At 62.9% G+C, this 18,834-nt stretch carries 22 protein-coding genes and 1 tRNA gene; 12 read left to right on the top strand and 11 right to left on the bottom strand.

Going from position 1 to position 18,834, the window contains the following annotated elements; genetic code table 11:
• Window positions 1-245: 245 nt before the first annotated feature.
• Genes ACR3FF_RS00345 through ACR3FF_RS00335 form a run of 3 tightly spaced genes read right to left on the bottom strand, consistent with a single transcriptional unit; the run spans window position 246 to window position 1,319 of the window.
• Window positions 246-764: a peptidylprolyl isomerase gene (locus ACR3FF_RS00345; protein WP_458185008.1), complete on the bottom strand. Its 519-nt coding sequence runs from the start codon at window positions 762-764 to the stop codon at window positions 246-248.
• 40 nt (window positions 765-804) lie between these two features.
• Window positions 805-1,065, bottom strand: a complete 261-nt coding sequence (locus ACR3FF_RS00340) for a DUF8006 family protein (protein WP_458185006.1) — start codon at window positions 1,063-1,065, stop codon at window positions 805-807.
• A 41-nt stretch (window positions 1,066-1,106) separates the two neighbouring features.
• The gene (locus ACR3FF_RS00335) at window positions 1,107-1,319 is read right to left on the bottom strand and encodes a DUF7996 family protein (RefSeq protein WP_458185004.1); all 213 of its coding nucleotides are present in this window, start codon (window positions 1,317-1,319) and stop codon (window positions 1,107-1,109) included.
• A gap of 98 nt (window positions 1,320-1,417) precedes the next feature.
• Here ACR3FF_RS00335 and ACR3FF_RS00330 point away from each other — a divergent pair, with 98 nt between their 5' ends.
• From ACR3FF_RS00330 to ACR3FF_RS00320, 3 genes are all read left to right on the top strand, one after another.
• The gene (locus ACR3FF_RS00330; protein ID WP_458185003.1) at window positions 1,418-2,422 is read left to right on the top strand and encodes a DUF7490 domain-containing protein; all 1,005 of its coding nucleotides are present in this window, start codon (window positions 1,418-1,420) and stop codon (window positions 2,420-2,422) included.
• Entirely contained in the window at window positions 2,419-2,664 is a 246-nt protein-coding gene (locus ACR3FF_RS00325; RefSeq protein WP_458185001.1) for a hypothetical protein, read from the top strand. The genes ACR3FF_RS00330 and ACR3FF_RS00325 overlap by 4 nt, the downstream gene beginning before the upstream one ends.
• Before the next feature lie 222 nt (window positions 2,665-2,886).
• On the top strand, window positions 2,887-3,120 hold the full coding sequence (locus tag ACR3FF_RS00320; RefSeq protein WP_458184999.1) for a DUF8060 family membrane protein: 234 nt from the start codon (window positions 2,887-2,889) through the stop codon (window positions 3,118-3,120).
• On the opposite strand, the gene ACR3FF_RS00315 is transcribed toward ACR3FF_RS00320, so the two are convergent.
• On the bottom strand, window positions 3,117-4,436 hold the full coding sequence (locus tag ACR3FF_RS00315) for a cytochrome P450 (RefSeq protein WP_458184997.1): 1,320 nt from the start codon (window positions 4,434-4,436) through the stop codon (window positions 3,117-3,119). The genes ACR3FF_RS00320 and ACR3FF_RS00315 overlap by 4 nt on opposite strands.
• Window positions 4,437-4,518: 82 nt before the next feature.
• Between ACR3FF_RS00315 and ACR3FF_RS00310 the strand changes: the two genes are divergently transcribed.
• From ACR3FF_RS00310 to ACR3FF_RS00295, 4 genes are all read left to right on the top strand, one after another.
• On the top strand, window positions 4,519-4,890 hold the full coding sequence (locus ACR3FF_RS00310) for an SHOCT domain-containing protein (RefSeq protein ID WP_458184996.1): 372 nt from the start codon (window positions 4,519-4,521) through the stop codon (window positions 4,888-4,890).
• A gap of 75 nt (window positions 4,891-4,965) precedes the next feature.
• Window positions 4,966-5,466, top strand: a complete 501-nt coding sequence (locus tag ACR3FF_RS00305; protein ID WP_458184995.1) for a hypothetical protein — start codon at window positions 4,966-4,968, stop codon at window positions 5,464-5,466.
• Between the two features lie 128 nt (window positions 5,467-5,594).
• Window positions 5,595-6,368, top strand: coding sequence for a hypothetical protein (locus ACR3FF_RS00300; protein WP_458184993.1), 774 nt, complete (start codon window positions 5,595-5,597; stop codon window positions 6,366-6,368).
• Window positions 6,365-7,069 carry an alpha/beta hydrolase family protein gene (locus ACR3FF_RS00295; protein WP_458184992.1) on the top strand — a complete coding sequence of 235 codons (705 nt, stop codon included), beginning with the start codon at window positions 6,365-6,367 and terminating at the stop codon, window positions 7,067-7,069. The genes ACR3FF_RS00300 and ACR3FF_RS00295 overlap by 4 nt, the downstream gene beginning before the upstream one ends.
• A gap of 126 nt (window positions 7,070-7,195) precedes the next feature.
• Here the strand turns inward: ACR3FF_RS00295 and ACR3FF_RS00290 are convergent, their stop codons facing one another.
• From ACR3FF_RS00290 to ACR3FF_RS00280, 3 genes are all read right to left on the bottom strand, one after another.
• Window positions 7,196-7,735 (bottom strand): DUF302 domain-containing protein, encoded by a 540-nt coding sequence (locus tag ACR3FF_RS00290; RefSeq protein WP_458184990.1) that lies wholly within the window; start codon window positions 7,733-7,735, stop codon window positions 7,196-7,198.
• A gap of 179 nt (window positions 7,736-7,914) precedes the next feature.
• Window positions 7,915-7,988, bottom strand: a tRNA-Ile gene (locus tag ACR3FF_RS00285).
• A 35-nt stretch (window positions 7,989-8,023) separates the two neighbouring features.
• On the bottom strand, window positions 8,024-8,614 hold the full coding sequence (locus ACR3FF_RS00280) for an FxsA family protein (RefSeq protein WP_458184989.1): 591 nt from the start codon (window positions 8,612-8,614) through the stop codon (window positions 8,024-8,026).
• A gap of 226 nt (window positions 8,615-8,840) precedes the next feature.
• Between ACR3FF_RS00280 and carB the strand changes: the two genes are divergently transcribed.
• Window positions 8,841-12,023, top strand: coding sequence for a carbamoyl-phosphate synthase large subunit (gene carB / locus ACR3FF_RS00275; RefSeq protein ID WP_458184987.1), 3,183 nt, complete (start codon window positions 8,841-8,843; stop codon window positions 12,021-12,023).
• Window positions 12,024-12,235: 212 nt separating this feature from the next.
• Here the strand turns inward: carB and pdxT are convergent, their stop codons facing one another.
• Together pdxT and ACR3FF_RS00265 are read right to left on the bottom strand one after the other, a co-directional pair.
• Complete coding sequence (gene pdxT, locus ACR3FF_RS00270; protein ID WP_458184986.1) at window positions 12,236-12,820, bottom strand: pyridoxal 5'-phosphate synthase glutaminase subunit PdxT; 585 nt, start codon at window positions 12,818-12,820, stop codon at window positions 12,236-12,238.
• Window positions 12,821-12,857: 37 nt separating this feature from the next.
• Window positions 12,858-13,022 (bottom strand): preprotein translocase subunit Sec61beta, encoded by a 165-nt coding sequence (locus ACR3FF_RS00265; RefSeq protein WP_458184984.1) that lies wholly within the window; start codon window positions 13,020-13,022, stop codon window positions 12,858-12,860.
• A 156-nt stretch (window positions 13,023-13,178) separates the two neighbouring features.
• Here ACR3FF_RS00265 and trxA point away from each other — a divergent pair, with 156 nt between their 5' ends.
• The gene (trxA, locus tag ACR3FF_RS00260) at window positions 13,179-13,448 is read left to right on the top strand and encodes a thioredoxin (protein WP_458184982.1); all 270 of its coding nucleotides are present in this window, start codon (window positions 13,179-13,181) and stop codon (window positions 13,446-13,448) included.
• 84 nt (window positions 13,449-13,532) lie between these two features.
• Here the strand turns inward: trxA and npdG are convergent, their stop codons facing one another.
• Complete coding sequence (gene npdG / locus ACR3FF_RS00255; protein WP_458184980.1) at window positions 13,533-14,201, bottom strand: NADPH-dependent F420 reductase; 669 nt, start codon at window positions 14,199-14,201, stop codon at window positions 13,533-13,535.
• Between the two features lie 213 nt (window positions 14,202-14,414).
• Between npdG and ACR3FF_RS00250 the strand changes: the two genes are divergently transcribed.
• A complete protein-coding gene (locus ACR3FF_RS00250; protein ID WP_458184979.1) occupies window positions 14,415-15,224 on the top strand; it encodes an aldo/keto reductase in 810 nt (269 codons plus the stop codon).
• A gap of 129 nt (window positions 15,225-15,353) precedes the next feature.
• Here ACR3FF_RS00250 and ACR3FF_RS00245 read toward each other — a convergent pair whose 3' ends face one another.
• Window positions 15,354-17,291: a bacterio-opsin activator domain-containing protein gene (locus tag ACR3FF_RS00245; RefSeq protein ID WP_458184978.1), complete on the bottom strand. Its 1,938-nt coding sequence runs from the start codon at window positions 17,289-17,291 to the stop codon at window positions 15,354-15,356.
• Window positions 17,292-17,478: 187 nt separating this feature from the next.
• On the opposite strand from ACR3FF_RS00245, the gene kdgK1 reads away from it, so the two are divergent.
• On the top strand, window positions 17,479-18,432 hold the full coding sequence (gene kdgK1 / locus ACR3FF_RS00240; RefSeq protein ID WP_458185346.1) for a bifunctional 2-dehydro-3-deoxygluconokinase/2-dehydro-3-deoxygalactonokinase: 954 nt from the start codon (window positions 17,479-17,481) through the stop codon (window positions 18,430-18,432).
• A gap of 90 nt (window positions 18,433-18,522) precedes the next feature.
• Window positions 18,523-18,834 (top strand): EMC6-like membrane protein, encoded by a 312-nt coding sequence (locus ACR3FF_RS00235; RefSeq protein ID WP_458184976.1) that lies wholly within the window; start codon window positions 18,523-18,525, stop codon window positions 18,832-18,834.

Here is an 18,834-nt window from a genome sequence, read left to right as displayed (position 1 = left end):
GGCGTTTGCGGTGGACGGGCAAGTGGTTTCGGAATCGTGGATTCGAAAACGAGCATTTGAAAGAGGTGTCTGATGAGGTAGAATCGATACGATTGCTGGTGACGAGATAGTGATCACAACTGCTTGAGCCTGGTCACGCAGCAGTCGAAACAGTGGTAAGCGTTGTCGGTCGTCATTGCTTCTGTCTTTGAATTTCGACAGTCGCCACAAAAAACGAAAATCCTCACAACTCCTCTTTTCGTCGCTTACTGGTGAACGTCAACCGACTCGAGAACGACGTCGTCGAGGGGTTTGTCCTGCGGATTCGTGTCCACGGAGCCGATTTCGCGCACGACGTCCATCCCGTCGATGACTTCGCCGAAGACGGCGTGTTTGTTGTCGAGGTGCGGCGTGGCGTCGAGCGTGATGAAAAACTGCGAACCGTTGGTGTTCGGGCCGGAGTTCGCCATCGAGAGGATGCCCTCGCTGTCGTGGGTGAGTTCGGGGTGGAACTCGTCGTCGAACTGGTAGCCGGGGCCGCCGCGGCCGGTGCCGGTCGGGTCGCCGCCCTGAATCATGAAGCCCTCGATGACGCGGTGAAAGAGCACGTCGTCGTAGAGCGGTTCGCCGGATTTCTTCTCGCCGGACTGCGGGTCGGTCCACTCGCGTTCGCCCGTCGCCAGTCCGACGAAGTTCTGGACGGTGCGCGGTGCGCGCTCGTCGAACAGTCGAACCTCGATGTCGCCGTGATTCGTGTGAAGCGTGGCTGTCAGGTCGTCTGCCATAGCCGAAAACTCTCGCTCCAGGGAAAAAAGACGTTCTATCTCACTTGCTCGCGGTGGTGTACAGCAGCGGTGCGATGACCAGCAGCGCGACGCCGAGATACGCGAAGTGGGGTGGCGCACCCATCGACACGACGAGCATGAACAGGATGCCGAACATGATGGCGTTCAACGACAGTACCTTTCGGGACTTCAGCGGAATCGCACCCAGCAGTGAGAGTGCGAACAGGAGGAAGACCGCCTGTCCCACGTTGTATTTGATGAGGATGTCGTCGATGAGTGGGAGTGGGACGAACTCGAACATTCCTATCCCGAATTCGGGGTGAGTTCTCCTTTAAACTTCCGCTATGCTCCGCCCGGCCCCGTCAACTCCAGCGGTCTGATCCAGATGTACCAGATGAGAACGGCGGCGGTGAAATACCCCGAGTAGAAGACGGCGGACCCGACGAGGTCGAATCCCATCTGGGTCAACGCGTACTTCGCCATCCCGGGGACGATGATTCCCAGCGCCATCGCCACCCCGAAACGAATCTTCCCGGCGGCGTTCTGCGTGCTCATACCCTCGGCTACACACTCCAGAGGGGTGAATCGCTCGGTTCGCTCCGCAGAACTATCACATCACAAAGTATTTGCGCGATTCATTACGAGAGTCAGATATGAATCGTGAGCGAACGTTAGCGGGCGGAATCGTCGTCGTCGCGGCGGCGGCCCTGATCGCCGCCGCCGTGGTTCTCGGCGCGATTGCCGACACACCCTCCGGCGACCTGCGGACGAGTCACTTCCGACTCGAAGAGATGACTATCTCGTCGGGTGAGGTGTCCGGCAGCACCGCGACGTTGACGGTGGAAACCCGACTCGCCCACCGGGGTGGGCCAGCGAAGAACGTTACGGTGCTCGTCCGAGCGACCCACCTCGACTCCGGACTGGTCGAGACGACGACCAAAACGCGCGTGCCGACCATCGACGGCGACCGCGAGACGAGCGTCACGCAGAACGTCTCGGTCGAACGCCGAGGTGGCTACCGAATCGAGACCGTCGTCTTCCGCGACGGCGAACGAGTCGCGGAGGGCGGGAAGGAAGTTCGTGGCGTCGGCACCCTCCAACCGGCCTACGCGAGGACCGACGTCGCCTTCCACTGGCAGGACGAGACGAGCGACTTTCCGTCCATCGAGTACGCCATCGCCGACGTGCCGAACAACCGGACGACGCTCGACGTCTCGACGTACCTGACGAACCGGGGCGACGACCCTTCGGAGAACGTCCGCGTCGTGTTCAGGGCGCGGCAGGCCGAATCGAACATCGTCACCGACCGTGCCACCGTTTCCGTCGGCGAAATCGCCGCGGGACGAACCGCGAGTCCGTCGGCGAATCTGACGGTACCGGACGGCTACAACTACTACTTAGACGCCGTGCTCTGGAAGGACGGCGTAGTTGTCGGCGCTACAAGAAGCGCCGCCAATCTCGACCCCTCCGAGACCCTCTCGGTCAACGAGACGCACCGCAGCGTCGAACTGTCCGTCTCCGATTTCGAGGGCAGTTCACAGCGGTCGAAAGACGGCGGGACGGTCACCGCCAACGACGCCGGCCAACCCGGTTTCACCGCACTCCCGGGAATCGCTGCACTGCTCGTCGCAGGGGCGCTCGCACCGAGAAAACGATGACTGACACCGAATCCACATCCATCGCACCCGACGAACGGAACGCACAGGCCGACGAGCGTGCCGCCACCACCGACCACGACGGGCCTGGCGACCACGGCGAGCGAGACGGACGCGACGTCCGAGGCTACCTATCTTTCTGCGAGGAGAGAATCCCGCCGTTTACGGCGGGAGTGAATCCGGCAACTCCTTCACAAACCACGCATCGACACTACTACGGATATTTAAGTAGTATCGGTTCATAATATGACGGACACCGAGGCGGTCACACCGCCCACTCAATTGCACAATATCGGGACTCCGAGGCCCAGAACGTTCGAGACACCCTCTCGAACCGCTGTGGTGTCTCGGTCAGCAAGATAACTCCGAGTCCCATGCCGGGATAGGAGTAACGGCGGTGTGGCCCCGCCATCGGCCTATCATACCCACAGGTCGTCAACCAGCAAATATCCCAAACCAGCGGTGCGGTGCCGTGGGAAGCCTCACCGTTTACGGCGAGGAGGAGGTCACATCGGAGTGCGCTCGTCCTCCTCGTGTTGCTCGCCATCGTGGCGCTCTTTCAGTTCTACACGAGCGCGCTCGCCGTGATTCGAACGTTCGTCGCCGACCAGTACCGACCGCTGTTCAACGCGGCGTTCAATCTCATCGTCCTCCTTGCGACCGGTATCGGCATCTCCTACGTCGTGCGGAAAATCGATTAGCGCGTCCGTACCGTCATCTCGACGGGATTCTCGGGATGGACGGTGACCAGCGGAACGAGGTCGAGCGGTGCGTCGGAGACGAGGTCGAACTCGAACCGTCGCCCGAGCGTTGCCAACACCAGTTTCGCCTCGCGCATGGCGAACCCATCGCCGATGCACTTTCGCGGGCCGCCGCCGAACGGGAAGTAGGCGAAATCGGGAAGGTCGCGGCTAAACTCGTCCGTCCAGCGCTCCGGACGGAACTCCCACGGGTCGTCGAAGAACCGTTCATCGTGGTGGACGACCCACTGGGGCGTGGCGACGACGGTGTCTGCGGGAACGTGGAATCCCGCGAGTTCGTCCGCTTTCTCGGCCTGTCGATAGACGACGTAGGCCGGGGGATAGAGGCGCATCGACTCCTTCACGACACGTTCGAGGTAGTCGAGGTTCGCGAGGTCGGCGACCGTCGGCGACCCGTCGAGCATCGAATCGAGTTCCTCGTGGAATCTGCGCTCTTCGTCGGGATGCTTCGAGAGGAGATACCACGAGTAAGTGAGCGTCAGGGCGGTGGTGTCGTGGCCCGCCAGCAACATCGTCAGCATCTCGTTGCGAACCTGTTCGTCGTCGAGGTCGCCGTCGTCGCGCAGTCTGAGGAGCGTCCCGAGCAGGTCGTCCTCGTCGCCGCGACGGTCGTGCTGTCTGCGGATATCGCGCAGGATTCGCTCCAGTTTCTCGACCGAGCGTCGGTAGCGTACGTTCCGGGGTGTGGGAACCTCCTCGGGGACGAACCCCTGCGGGCCGGGCTGGAATCGCTCGCCGACGTCGAGTAGGGATTCGCGGGCGGTGCGTTCCATCCCGTCGAGTCGCGCGCCGAGGAGGGTCTCGACCACGATTCGAAGAGTGAGTTCGGACATCTCGTGGTGGATGTCCACGTGGTCGCCGTCGTGCCACGAGTCGGCCAGTCCCTCGGTGTCGCGGACGATGACGTCGGCGTACTCGTTCAGTCTCTCGCCGTAGAACCAAGGTTGCATCGCTCTGCGCTGGCGCTGCCAGTGTTCCCCGTCGCTCGTCAGCAGACCATCGCCCAGAAGCCCCCCCAGCCCCTCGTCGCCACCCAGACTCGGTTTGCTGTAGTTCGTCGCGTTCGTCACGAGGACGCGCTTTATCGCCTCGGGGTCGGTGACCTGATACACTTCCTGATTGTACACGTCGATTCGAGCTACGTCGCCGTACTCCTCGGCGACGCGCTCCATGAACCCCAGCGGATCGTCTGCGTACTGGAGGCTCGAACCCAGAAACGGTACCCCCTCAGGCCCGGATGGCACTCGATTTGCCATGTCGTGGTATTCGTCCGCATACCGTAAGTACTCCTCGCCAACCAGTGACAGAGTTTTTATCACTCGCAGGGAAGTTTCGAGCATGGGTGACACGCCACAGACGATGACCGAGCAGATTCCAGGCATCGTCGCGCTCCTCGTCCTCGGTGCTGGTCTCACTGCGTTGTTTCTCGGCTACGACTGGTTCTGGATGGTGTTCATTCTCGGATTCGCCGTCGTCTTGCCCATCGTCGCGATACTCTCCGAGTCGCTGTTCGGCGGGGAAAGCGAGCGAGTAGACGGAGAAAAAGCAGGCGCAGACGAACAGCAGGACGCACTGGACACGCTTCGAGAGAGATACGCCCGCGGGGAGATAGACGAAGCGGAGTTCGAGCGCCGGGTCGACCTGCTGCTGGCAAACGAGACCATCGAGGACGCGAAAGTGCAGCGAGAGCGGAATGAAATGGAACGATAATCCGAGCGTGCGAGCGACAGTCGAGGCCGGCCAAGAGGACAGAAAACTTATCCCTGTTCGTTATCACTTGCTGTCATGAAACGACGTGCCCTGTTGGCTCGGGGGACAGTCCTCCTCCCTGCCGTGCTCTCCGGTTGTCTCGACTCGGTAAACTCGACCGGTGAAACCACTACGCAAATGACCACGACGGGCACATCGACAGCGACGCAACTGGGAAGCGTGAACCTCCTCCTGTTGAACGACGATTCTACGACGCAAACCATAGACCTCGTGGTATCTCCGAAGGCGGACGAACGGAACACGCTCGTCGATTCGACGTACGAGGTTCCGAGCCAGTACATTCTGGAATTCACCGACCTGCTCGAACGCGGTACAGAATACCAGTTCGAAGCCACAGTCTCGCAGGGGTCATCGGTTTCAGACACGTTGACTGTGAAGGGGTGTGGCGGCGACCAGTACAATTCGAGTGACGACCGTTCGATAGTCATCTGGTTGCAGAACGACGAACCGGACGTTCTGTACAAAGAGTGTGACGTGCGGTTACCATCGAAGTACACGCGCAGTTCGGCGGCGTAGTACGAGGTTTAGGAGGTGACGACCACGTCCGCCGACACCTGCTTTCCAGGGCCGACGTCCGCCCCTCCCGAGGACCCACGGAGAACAGAACCGACCGTAGTGGCGCAAACTGGGTGAATTTTTATCTGATGTCCGACACGACGGTCGTCTCCGAACGCCGAGGAATCCGACGACCTATGGAAATCAGCGTCGAAGGAAAGCACCCCATGACCGACCATCTCAGGACGCCACTGATACACAAATTCATGGTGTCCCCGGCAGGAATCGTGCTCAACACCCGACTGTTCGAACGACTGAAGACCCGGTCCGTACCGGGCGAGTTTCGGGTCGCGAGAGCGCGTGCCGTCGCGGACGTGACCGCCGACGAGGGAGTCGATGCGTTCGTGCGGAAACTCGGTATCGACTCCGACGAAGACCGACGGGAGCGAATCGAAGACGCACTGACGGCACATCGTCACCATCGACGCGCGTACGAGTCAGTGACCGACGAGTGGGACGCCGTCTTCTGGGGTGGAGAAGGAGTGTCGATGGACGAACGGGTCGAACTCGAAGGCGAACGGCGGGAAGTCAGCGAGACGTGGGCGACGCCGACGAGCACCTTCCGGTTTCTCACGAAAGGCGCGACGTTCAGTCCGGTCGAGTACTCCATACCCTCGCCCGAGAGCGTAACCGAGACGTGGCGCGACGAACTCGAATCGCCAGAGACGGTCTACGCCCCGACGACGACATGCCCGACGGTCGAACAGTCGGATTCGATGCGCGGGCCGGCGACGACCGAGTATCTCGTTCGGTTTCCGTCGCCGTCGCCGTACACGAACGACCGCGCGTACGCGAGGGTGTACGAACCGCGACACACGACGGCCCGCTGCCGACGCTCGTCTACGGGAGCGGACTCGGTATGATGTACGACCAGTTGTCCTACTGGCCCGAAGAGGAGTACGTCGGCCGGTCGCTCGCCCCATCGGGGTTCCGCGTCGTCCTCCCCGAATCGCCGTGGCACGGACGGCGGGAGTCCCCCGGCCACTACAGCGGCGAACCCTATCTGCGTTCGATGCCGGTGACGCTGTTCCAGTTGTACGCCGCCCAGGCCCAGGAGATAGCGGTGCTCACCGGCTGGGCGCGCGAGCAGGGGGCACCGACCGTCGGCGTCGGCGGCGTCAGTCTCGGCGGCATCGTCACGCTGTTCGTCGCCGGACACAGCGACGAGTGGCCCGACCGGTATCGACCCGACGCCGCGTTCCCGGTCGCCATGTCGGCGAAGATGGACGAACTGGTTCTCGGGAGTTCGATGGTAGCGTTGTTGGACGGGATTGACGCCCTCCGAGACGCCGGGTGGGACACGAACAGACTCCGGGAGTTGGCACCCCTCCTTCGACCGCCGGAGACGCCGGGAGTCGACCCCGAGAACGTCTACCCGTTCGGCGGCCTCCGTGACGGGATGACGGATTACGAATCGGCCAGCGAGTTGTTCGACCGGTGGGGTGTCCCCGCGAGCAATCGAACCGTGTGGGACTGCGGGCACTTCGGGACGCTCCTCCGGGTGATTCGCAAAGACGACTACCAGAAGCGCGTCGCTGCCGTGCTGTCGGAGGGAGGGGTCTGAGATGGAAGACGAACGACCGGGGTGGCGCGAACTGCTGAAACACCTCTTGACGGGCGTGGCCGTGCTCACGTTCGTCTGGCTGGTGCGAAAGCTCCAGGGCGAGCGAAACGAGTGACCCGATTCGGCTCAGTTGCTTCCCCCACCGGTACGTCCCTCGGCGAGTGCACGAAGCACCTCTGCAATCGCTCTGAGCTGCTGGCGTCGGCCCTCGATACCGTGGCGGTCCGCGAGATACTGGGGGTCGTTGTAGGTCACGTTCACCGTCTCGCCGTCCTGCCAGACGAGCATCTTCTGCGGGAGATCGATACCGATAGTCCTGCTCGCCTGCATCAGCGGCGTCCCGACCTGCGGGTTGCCGAAGATGAGCAACGTCGTCGGCGGGAGGTCGAGTCCCACGGACTGGGCGTTCTCGGCGTGGTCGACCGTCGTGAGGAGGGTCAGCGCCTCGATGTTCTCGATATCTGCCTCGATTCGTCCGACGGTCTCGTCGAAGTCCTGTTCGCTCTCGACCGTCACGAGACCGTTTTCCTCGCCCGTTTCGGTTCCGGTCGTCTGGGTCGTCGTCTCCTGGTTCGCCCCGGCGGGTGCGGCGAGCAAGCTGCCACCGAGGAGGGTGCTGGCGAGTCGGAGCATCGTTCGTCTGTCGTGAGTCGGGTCTGTCGGCATGACGACCGAGTGCTCGGCGAGGAATGGCTTTGTTATTCACCGGTCACGGGGCGGAACTCCGGGGTGTGTCTAGAATACTCCTGATAAGCTCGGATTGTACGGGAGAAAGACGTCGCTGTTGAAGATTGAGACCGCAAGATTAGGTGGCTGGGGAGATGTCCTCGGCCCCCGTCGAAAGGTGGGCCAACGCGGATTTGAACCGCGGACCTCCCGGTTATCAGCCGAGCGCTCAACCTAACTGAGCTATTGGCCCAATTGAGCGCATTTACCCGTTGCCGGTTGTGTGTTTTAAGGGTTTCCTTTCTCGTCGCTCTCGTCGTCGAAGTCGATGTCGTAGGCGTCCGAATCCACGCGATAGGTGTCCTCGTTCGACCCGCCGGAATCGGTCGACCTGTCGAATCCGCCGGGGCCGGTAGCCCCGTCGAACCCGCCGGTACTGGAACCACCCGCGTCGCCGGGGTTCGGGAAGCCGAAGGTGTAGACGTTGCCCGACGCGAACCCGCCGGTCTGCTTGTCGATGTAGGGCGTGATGACCCAGCGTTTCGCCACCGTTCGGAACCCAGCCCGCGTCACGGGGAACGCGAACAGGAACCCGAGCGTGTCGGTTATCAGTCCGGGGGTGAGCAAGAACGCACCCGCGACGAGGAGGAACCCGCCGTCGATGATGCGGTCGGTGGGGATGTCACCCTGCGTGAGGTCCGACTGAATCTTTTGGAGGGTGTGTCGTCCCTCCGCGCGGACGAGGAGCATCCCGACGAGCGCGGTCAACACGACGAGTGCGACCGTCAGTTGCCAGCCGATCTTCCCGGCCACGAAGACGAGAAACAACCCATCGGCTAACGGAATCAACAACAGCAGCGCCAGCAGCCGTTTCCACATGCCCGGACGTAGTGGTTCTGGCTGTAAAACGCTTTACCTACTGACGCGTCCGCGAGGAATGGGGCGTTCGAACTCGGTCGGGAGCGCCCTCGCCTTCGAAGTTCGCTCCGAGAGCCTTCGATGCGTCAAATCGATTCTCATTTCCGAAATTCGAAATTCGATTTCGTACCTCGTAACGATTCGTGGCGCTTATTACGATGTACGAACTTCATCAGGATAACAACCCATGAGTGAGGACACCGAGGACAGGACGATTTTGCTCATCGGAAGCGGCCCCATCCAGATAGGACAGGCAGCGGAGTTCGACTACTCCGGCGCACAGGCCTGCCGCGCGCTACAGGAGGAGGGGGCGCGAGTCGTCCTCGTCAACTCCAATCCGGCGACCATCATGACCGACCCGGAGATGGCCGACGAGGTGTACATCGAACCCATCACCACCGACGCTATCGCCGAAATCATCCGGAAAGAGCGCCCGGACGGGGTCATTGCGGGACTCGGAGGACAGACGGGACTGAACGTCACCGCGGAACTCAGCGAGCAGGGCGTGCTGGACGAGTACGACGTCGAAATCATGGGCACGCCGCTCGACACCATCTACGCCACCGAAGACCGCGACCTGTTCCGCCAGCGGATGGAGGACCTCGGGCAACCGGTACCGCGCTCGACGACCATCTCCCTGGACGAGGGCGAGTTGGTCGCAGAGCTGGACGAACAGGCCCTGGGCGAACGGGTCGAAGCCGCCGTCGAGGAGGTAGGCGGCCTCCCAGTCATCGCCCGCACGACCTACACCCTCGGCGGGTCGGGGTCGGGCGTCGTCCACGAGATGGACGAACTGAAAGAGCGCGTGCGCAAGGGGCTTCGCCTCTCGCGCAACGACGAGGTGCTGGTCACCGAATCCATCGCCGGGTGGGTCGAACTGGAGTACGAGGTGATGCGCGACGCCGACGACTCGTGTCTCATCATCTGTAACATGGAGAACTTGGACCCCATGGGCATCCACACCGGCGAGTCCACCGTCGTCACACCCTCGCAGGTCATCCCCGACGACGGCCATCAGGAGATGCGCGACGCCGCACTCGAAGTCATCCGCGACCTCGGTATCCAGGGCGGGTGTAACATCCAGTTCGCGTGGCACGACGACGGCACCCCCGGCGGCGAGTACCGCGTCGTGGAAGTGAACCCCCGCGTCTCTCGCTCCTCGGCGCTCGCGTCGAAAGCGACCGGCTATCCCATCGCCCGCGTGACTGCGAAAGTCGCACTCGGCAAGCGTCTCCACGAGATAGAAAACGAAATCACGGGCGAGACGACCGCCGCGTTCGAACCCGCCATCGACTACGTGGTGACGAAGGTCCCGCGCTGGCCCAAGGACAAGTTCTCCGACGTCGAGTTCGAACTCGGCACCGCGATGAAATCGACGGGCGAGGCGATGGCTATCGGCCGGACGTTCGAAGAGAGTCTGCTGAAAGCCCTCCGCAGTTCGGAGTACGACCCCGACGTCGACTGGGCCGATGTGAGCGATTCCGAACTCGAAGCCGACTACCTCGAAACGCCCACGCCCGACCGCCCCTACGCCATGTTCGAGGCGTTCGACCGCGGGTACACCGTCGCGGACGTCGCGGCGCTGACCGGCATCGAGAGCTGGTACGTCGAACGCTACGAGCGCATCGCCGACGCGGCGGAGGCCGCCGAACAGGGCGATTTCGCCCCTGCCGCCGAGAAAGGCTTCACGAACCAGGAGGTCGCCGCGATGGCCGGCGCAGAGGTCGGTTCGGTCGAAACCACCGCTCCGGAGCGTGCGTTCAAGCAGGTCGACACCTGCGCGGGCGAGTTCGCCGCCTCGACGCCGTACTACTACTCCGCCCGCACCGCCCGGGAGACGAACGTTCCGAGCCGCGACGAACTGCAGGTCAACCACGACGTAGAGAGCGTCGTCGTGGTCGGTGGCGGCCCCATCCGCATCGGGCAGGGCGTCGAGTTCGACTACTGTTCCGTGCACGCGGTGCGTGCCCTGCGCGAGATGGGGATCGAGGCCCACGTCGTGAACAACAACCCCGAGACCGTCTCGACCGACTACGACACCTCCGACGGCCTCTTTTTCGAACCGATCACCGCCGAGGAGGTCGCAGACGTCATCGAAGCGACGAACGCAGACGGCGTGATGGTGCAGTTCGGCGGCCAGACCTCGGTGGACATCGGCCACCCGCTAGAAGCGGAGATCGAGCGCCGCGGCCTCGACTGCGAGGTGCTCGGGACGACGGTGGACGCGATGGACCTCGCCGAAGACCGCGACCGCTTCAACCGCCTGATGGCCGACCTCGGCATCGCACAGCCGACCGGCGGAAGCGCGACGAGCGAGGAAGAAGCCCTCGAACTCGCACACGACATCGGCTACCCGGTGCTCGTGCGCCCCTCCTACGTCCTCGGTGGGCGCGCGATGGACATCGTCTCCGACGACGACGAACTCATCGAGTACATCGAGGAGGCCGTCCGCGTCTCGCCGGACAAACCCATCCTCGTGGACGAGTTCCTCGAAGATGCCGTCGAACTCGACGTCGACGCGGTCTCGGACGGCGAACACATCGTCATCGGCGGCGTGATGGAACACGTCGAGACCGCAGGCGTCCACTCGGGCGACTCGGCCTGCATGATTCCGCCACGGTCGCTCGACGACGAGACGCTGGCCCGCGTGCGCGAGGTCACGGAGGACATCGCCCGCGCCCTCGACACGGTCGGGCTGATGAACGTCCAACTGGCGGTGCGCGGTGGGGAAAGCGAGACGCAAAGCGCCTCGAATGCGAGCGGTGAAACCGCGAGCGAGGTGCACGTCCTCGAAGCGAACCCCCGCTCGTCACGGACGGTGCCGTTCGTCTCGAAGGCGACTGGCGTCCCCATCGCCAAACTCGCCGCGAAAGTGATGGCCGGACACAGCCTGGACGAACTGGACGCGAAAGAACAGATTCCCGAGCAGACGAGCGTCAAGGAGGTCGTCCTCCCCTTCGACCGCCTGCCGGGGTCGGACCCGCGCCTCGGTCCCGAGATGAAATCGACGGGCGAGGTGATGGGCACCGCCGACTCGTTCGGAAAAGCCTACGAGAAAGCGCAGGCAGCGGCCTACAACGCACTCCCAGACGAGGGCACCGCAGTCGTCGAACTCCCGGTGGATGGCTTCGGCGACTACTACGACCTCGCCGAGTACGAGGACACCGCCGGCGCGATTCGCGCCGGCGAGGTCGACCTGCTCGTTTCCGACGACCGCGAGGCGCTGGAGATGGCCGTCGAGGAAGACGTCCCCTACTTCACGACCGTCGCCAGTGCCCGGGCAGCGATCGAAGCACTCGGCGCGCGCGACGAACCGATGTGTGTACAGTCCGTCAGCGACCGCCCGAAACGGCAGTCGAACTGGGGATAACGGAGTTTTAGCGACGTTCCGAACGTCGCTCGGACGACGCGAAACCAACGTTCTCACGCCCGCTCACTTGAGGGGGGCTACGCTTTCTGGGACGACGCAACTGCGATAGTTCGATTACTCGAAGCGACCGAGATGGATTGGATGATTCTACGTCAGCACCGGCATCGTCTCGAACGAAACCCGAGTCTCCAGGGAAACTGCCGACGGGAGTCTCAGCGTCTGTCGAAGAACGCGAGGTCGTGGATTCGGCTGTCGGCGGTCAACTCAGGGTGGAACGACGTTCCGACGACAGGGCCATCGCGGACCGCGACGGGCCGCCCGTCCCAGTCGGCGAGGACCTCGGCATCGTCGACCTCGCCGATGAGGGGTGCGCGGATGAACACGGCCGGGAAGGGGTCGTCGAGACCGGTCACGTCGAGGGGTGCCTCGAAACTGTCTTTCTGGCGGCCGAACGCGTTGCGCTCGACCGTCACGTCCACGAGGCCGAGATTCTCGACGCGGTCGTCTCTCGCGTCTGCTGCGGCGACGATGAGACCGGCGCAGGTGGCGAGCACGGGCTTGCCCGCTTCGACGTGGGCCTGAATTTCGGAGGCGATCCCCTCCGAGTGGAGCAGTCGGGAGATAGCGGTCGATTCGCCGCCGGGCAGACAGAGCAGGTCACAGTCCGGAACGATGCCGGACTGACGGATTTCGATGACGTCGGCGGTGTCGCCGTGGCTGGAGGCGGCCCGCCGTATCGCGTCGGCGTGCTCGCTCACGTCGCCCTGCACGGCGATGACGCCAGCGGTGAGACTCATCGGCACTGCTTCGAAGCGGGGCGGGAAAAGGGTCTCGCTACAGCGCGAGGAAGTTCAGGACGATGATGAGGACGCCGAAGAGGATACCGAACGCGAAGATGGTCTTCGGGTCGATTCGAATCGCGTTCCGGTCTTCGGCATCGAAGTACCGCACGAGTCCGGCACTGGACATCAGTCCGCCGGAGTTCTGGCCACTGCTCATAGGTTCGGGTCGGAGAGCGTGAAGGGTAAAGCTTTCGCAACGCCGCCGGGTCCGGGTTGGGGGTCGATCGTGCGTTCGAACTGCCCCGACACCGGCAGAGTCGGCAGAGTAAGAAACTCTTATACACACGGGGACTGAAATTCAGCAGAGAAACGTATGACAGTCAAACTACTCGACTTTTACGCAGACTGGTGTGGGCCGTGTAAGACTCAGGACCCGATTCTCGACGACCTGAAAGAAGACTGGGGCGACCGCGTCGAATTCGAGAAGGTGGACGTAGACGAACACCAAGACACCGCAAACGAGTACCAGGTGCGCTCGATTCCGACCATTGTCATCGAAAACGACGAAGGCGTGGTCGAGCGATTCGTCGGCGTCACCCAGCGTGAAGATTTGGAGCGCGTTCTGGAAAACGCAGGCGCGTAAGTTCGCGGCAAACGCGACCCGTCATTTTTCGTCACACACCGCGTGAGCGACGCGGCTACCAGACGCCGTCTCGACGGCGTTCGGCTACTCGAACCGAACGCCCACGTCGTGCATCCCCTCGTTGTTCAGCGCGAGGTTGATGAGCAGCGGCGTCAGGCTCTCAACCTCGGCGGCGTTGTCGAGGCCGCCGGCGTCGAGCGGGCGGAGTCCTTCGATTCCGTCGGCGAGCATCCGGACCAACTCCTTTGCGTCCTCGTCGTCACCCACGAGGAGCGTATCCTGGGCGAATTCGAGTTCGAGGTCGGCGAGGCGGTCCGCTGAGAGCGTGTGGAACGCGCCCACGACGGGCACTCCTTCCGGTGCGGACTCGGCGACGAGCGCCGTCACGCTCCCCGTTTTCGGTGGTTTGTAGTGGAATCCGTCGTCGTCGCGGTTCATCCCCACGGCGGGGGTGACGAGTACGTCCACGTCGTTGAGACGGTCTGCGACGGCCTCGACGGTGTCCCGAATGTGGAACGGCGGCACCGCCAGTACGACCACGTCGGCACGCTCGGCGGCCATCTCGTTGGCGAAGCCGTTGATGGACCGCGAGACGCCCAGACTGTCGAGTTCGGTCTCGTACTCCGCGGCCTTCGCGCGGGCTTTCTCCGGGTCGCGCGAGCCGACGACGACCTCGTGGTCGGTGTCGTACGCCCAGCGAAGTGCGAGTCCCTGCCCGATATCGCCGGTTCCCCCCAGTAGTGCGATTCGCATACACGGGGTGTCTGTCGGAGCGAGGTTAAGTTCTCCGAAACGCACACTCTGGTGGTAGTTTTTGTGTGGATCGATTCCAGCAGTCTGCCTATCGATTGTGGAACGGACTCGACGCGATTCAGACACCCTACTTCAGTCCGATGGTTTCGAATCCCCCACTGGATTTCCGCCGCCACAACCCCTTTTTCCCCACTCCCCCTTGCCACTTACACGATGACATACGACGCTAGCGACGGAGTGCCGAAACTCGGACTCGGAACGTGGCAGAACACCGACCCCGAACAGTGTGCCGAGAGCGTGAAACACGCCCTCGAACTCGGCTACGAGCACGTCGACACCGCGCAGGTGTACGACAACGAGGAGTACGTCGGCGACGGAATCGAGCAGTCGTCGGTCGCCCGCGAGGACTTCTTTCTCGCCACGAAGGTCTGGATAGACAATCTCGAACATGACGACGTGTTAGAAACTACGGAGACGAGCCTGAAGAAACTCGGCACCCATTACGTGGATTTGCTCTACATCCACTGGCCCGCCCGCGAGTACGACCCCGAGGAGACCCTCGCCGCGTTCGACCAACTGTACGACGACGGCAGAATCGAACACATCGGCGTGAGCAACTTCGAACCCGAACATCTGGACCGGGCACAGGAGGTTCTCGACGCCGCCGTGTTCGCCAATCAGGTCGAGATGCATCCTCTCCTCCAGCAGGACGAACTCGTCGAGTACGCCCAGGACAACGACATCACCCTCGTCGCCTACTCCCCACTCGCTCGTGGGGAAGTGTTCGACGTACCCGAACTGAACGAGGTCGCCGAAAAACACGGCGTCAGCGAAGCACAGGTCAGCCTCGCGTGGTTGCTACAGAAAGACAACGTCGTCGCCATCCCGAAGGCGACCGGGACCGACCACATCGAGGACAACTTCGCCGCCCTCGACCTAGAACTGGACGACGACGATATCGAGAAAATCGACGGCATCGACCAAAAGAAACGCGAAGTCAACCCCGACTTCGCGCCGTGGTAGTCGTCTCTCCTCGTCGCTGTCACGCCCGGCCTCGCCGCGACGTAATCTGTCCGGCCTCGCCGCGACGTAATCTGTCCGGCCTCGCCGCGACGTAATCTGCCCGGCCTCGCCGCGTCGTGAGTGAGTCCGTCACTCTCTCGCCGGGTTTTCCCCAAGGAACACACTGAGCAGTTTCTGCTCGGCTTTTCTGATGTGCTGGTGGAACGTCGCCGAGGTGACACCCAGTGCGTCGGCGACCTCCTCTGCCGTACTTCCGCGCGGCCACCCGAAGTAGCCCGCGACGTACGCGGTCCGAAGTGCTGCTAGCTGGCGTTCGGTGAGGTTGCGTTCGAGTTCTCCTCGAACGTCTTCGGTCAGTCGGTCTGCCCGCTCGCGTTCGCGTTTGCCGACGAGTTCGGAGTCGGGAAACGTATCGCCGAGCGTCTCGACGACGCTTCGAACGTCGGTATCCGGGGGCAGTTCGACAACGATACGTGCTCGCCCCCTCTCGGCGGACGCAGTCGTTATCGACGCACCGTACGCTACCAGCGACAGGACCGGCGACTGTTCGGTCACCGTGACTTCGAACAGGTCGTCTTCGATTCGCCTGACGTGGTGTATCGTCTCCCATCGTTCTGCGAGTTTCAGCACCTCGTCCGCCTGGACCCCGTCGACGCGAAGGTATTCCAGCAGCGCCCCGTCTCGTGCTGGAATCGCCTCCTCGAGAACGCAGGTGGTGTCGAACTGCTTCGAGAGGGACACGAAAAACGAATCGTCGTCGGTCACCTGGAACTCTAACTCCACGACGCGGTCTGCGAGGAGCAGTCGCTTGCTCTCGACTGCGTCGATGACGAACCCGACGAGTTCGCCGAGTGCGTCGAATCCGGCGGCTTCGCGCTCGCTGAACGCGTCCTGCCGAGTCGCGTAAACCACCAGCACCCCGTAGGTCGCCTTCCCGTGTGACAGAGGGATGGCGATTCCAGACTGAACGCTGGTGTCTTCGAGTGCCGCCCGAACCGACGCCGGGTACCGAGTGTCGCTTTCGATGTCGTCTACGACCGTGGACCTTTCGTTCTGGAGCACCACACTCGCGGGGCGTTCCCAGTCGCCGTCCTCCGTGCCCGCTTCGATGGTTTCCCACGTTCCGTCGTCGATTCCTGCCTGTGTTCTCCGTTCGATTCCCCCCGTGCTGCGGTCCCGTTCGCCGATCCACGCGAACTGGTAGAGCTCGGAGTCGGCCAGATGTGCACACACCGTCTGCTCGACTTCTTCGCGCGTCGCCGTCGACGCGAGTGCCCGAACCAGTTCGCGGATGATGACGTTGATTCGGTTCAGCGTCTCGAGTTCGTCGCGTCGGTGGCGCAGCGCACGCTCTCGCTCGCGGCGCTCTGTGACGTCGCGCACGACGCCGACTGCCGACCTCGATTCGTCCGGGAGGAAGGTAAACCGGGTTTCGGTGGGTACGGTCGAACCGTCCTTCCTGACGAGGTCGGATTCGAACGCTGCCACGTCTCGTTTTCCGTCGGTCATCTCGACTGCCAACTCCGAGGCTCGGTCGAATCCGTCCTCGGTCGTGACGAGCGAGACGTGCGCGCCGAGCAGTCGGTCGCGGTCGTAGCCCGTCATCGACACGAACGCCTCGTTGACGGCAGTGAAGCGGAGATCGGTGTCGAACGCGTACACGCCGTCGTCGATGGTCTCGAACACCGTCTCGTACTGGCGAAGTTCTTGCTCGCGCGCCTTTCGCTCCGAGATGTCTCGCCCGGTGCCGGCGAGTCCGATGACCGTCCCCGTTTCGTCGACTATCGGCGACCCGTTGAACTCGTAGGGGATGCGCTCGCCGTCTTTGGTGAGGAGGTACGATTCGTGGGTGCGCGTCTCGCGGCGTTCGAACACCCGTTTTACCTCCGCTACCATCCGTTCACGCTCTTCTTCGGGGAGGAACTCCAGGGGATGCATCTCGGCAATCTCCTCGTCCGTGTACCCCGTTCGCTCCCGTAATCGGTCGTTCCAGCGTCGGGTGCGCCACTCGGAGTCGACCGCGTAGAACAGGTCGGGAAGCGTATCGTAGAGCGTCTCGTCGAACACTCCTCCCTCGGAGTTTTCGTCGTTTCCCCTGTATCTCGAATTTCCCCTGTTTCGTTCTACCATTCGGTATCTGTGACTCTCTTGTAGTAGCTCATCCGACAATATAGTTTGCGGTGGTGGAAAATTCCACTCCCGTTGGAATCGAGAATCCGGGTGAACTATGACTTTCCCGGTCGTTCTCGCGCACATGACCGACCTCGTGACGTTCGGTGAGACGATGTTGCGCCTCTCGCCACCAGACCGCGAGCGAATCGAGAGCACAGCGACCCTCGAACTCCGGGCGGCGGGCGCGGAGAGCAACGTCGCCATCGCCGCCCATCGACTCGGCGCAGAAGCGACGTGGGCCTCGAAACTCCCCGAGACGCCCCTCGGTCGGCGGGTGGTCGCCGGACTCCGACAGTACGGCATCGAAACCGACGTCGCCTGGACCGACGACGGGCGGCAGGGGACCTACTATCTCGAACACGGGACCGGCCCACGCGGAACCAACGTCATCTACGACCGGGCCGATGCCGCGGTTACGACGACGCGGCCGACCGACTTGCCCCTCGAAACCATCCGCGACGCCCGCCTCTTTTTCACCAGTGGTATCACACCCGCGCTCTCGCCGACGCTGGAATCGACCGTCGACGAGGTACTCCTCGAGGCACAGGACGCCGGCGTGACGACCGCGTTCGACGTGAACTATCGGTCGAAGCTCTGGTCGCCCGCCGAGGCGCGTGAGACGATGACCGACCTCTTCCCGGCCATCGACGTGCTCGTGACCGCAGAGCGCGACGCTCGCGCGGTGCTCGACCGGTCGGGTGCCACCGAGGAGATAGCACGCGGCCTCGCTACCGAGTGGCACTTCGACACTGTCGTCGTGACCTGCGGTTCGGACGGTGCCCTCGCGGTCCACGACGGCAAGGCCACCGAGCAGTCGGCGTTCGACACCGAGACGGTCGACCCCATCGGAACCGGGGACGCCTTCGTCGGCGCGTTTCTTGCCCGCCGACTCGCGGGTGAGGACGTCCAGACTGCCCTCGAATACGGTGCGGCGACCGCCGCCCTCAAGCGAACGATTCCCGGCGACGTCGCGGTCGTGACCCGGGAGGAGGTCGAACAGGTAATCGACGCGGAGGGGCGTGAGATTTCGCGGTAGTCAGAGTGCGTTCCGAAGTGCGAAACGAGAGCCCCGACGCGCATACACGCAAACGAACACCTTTTGAGGCAGGGTAACCGAGTGCCATCCATGGCGACCGAACAGGCATCAGAGCGACGGGCGGCCCATCTTCGAAGTATCACCGTCACGTCGCTCGCTTCGCTGGCCGGAATCGCTGCGGCGTTCGTCTCTGCCGCCATGGTAGGGACGAAGACCGCGGCAGCGACAGACCAGTTAGGGCTGGCTATCGTACTCGGATTCGTCGTCGTCCAGCTCCCGCTGCTCCGTGTCATCGGCTACGAGTTGGATGGCGTGAAAGACTATCTCTACGTGACGTTCATGACGTTCTCGCTGTGGTTCATCACGTGGGGCATCCTGCTCATGAATCACGTGCAGGTGTGA

The organism is Haladaptatus ordinarius (assembly GCF_054177595.1).
The sequence above is the reverse complement of the archived record's forward strand: the minus strand, read 5'-3'. Positions and strand labels throughout refer to the sequence as shown.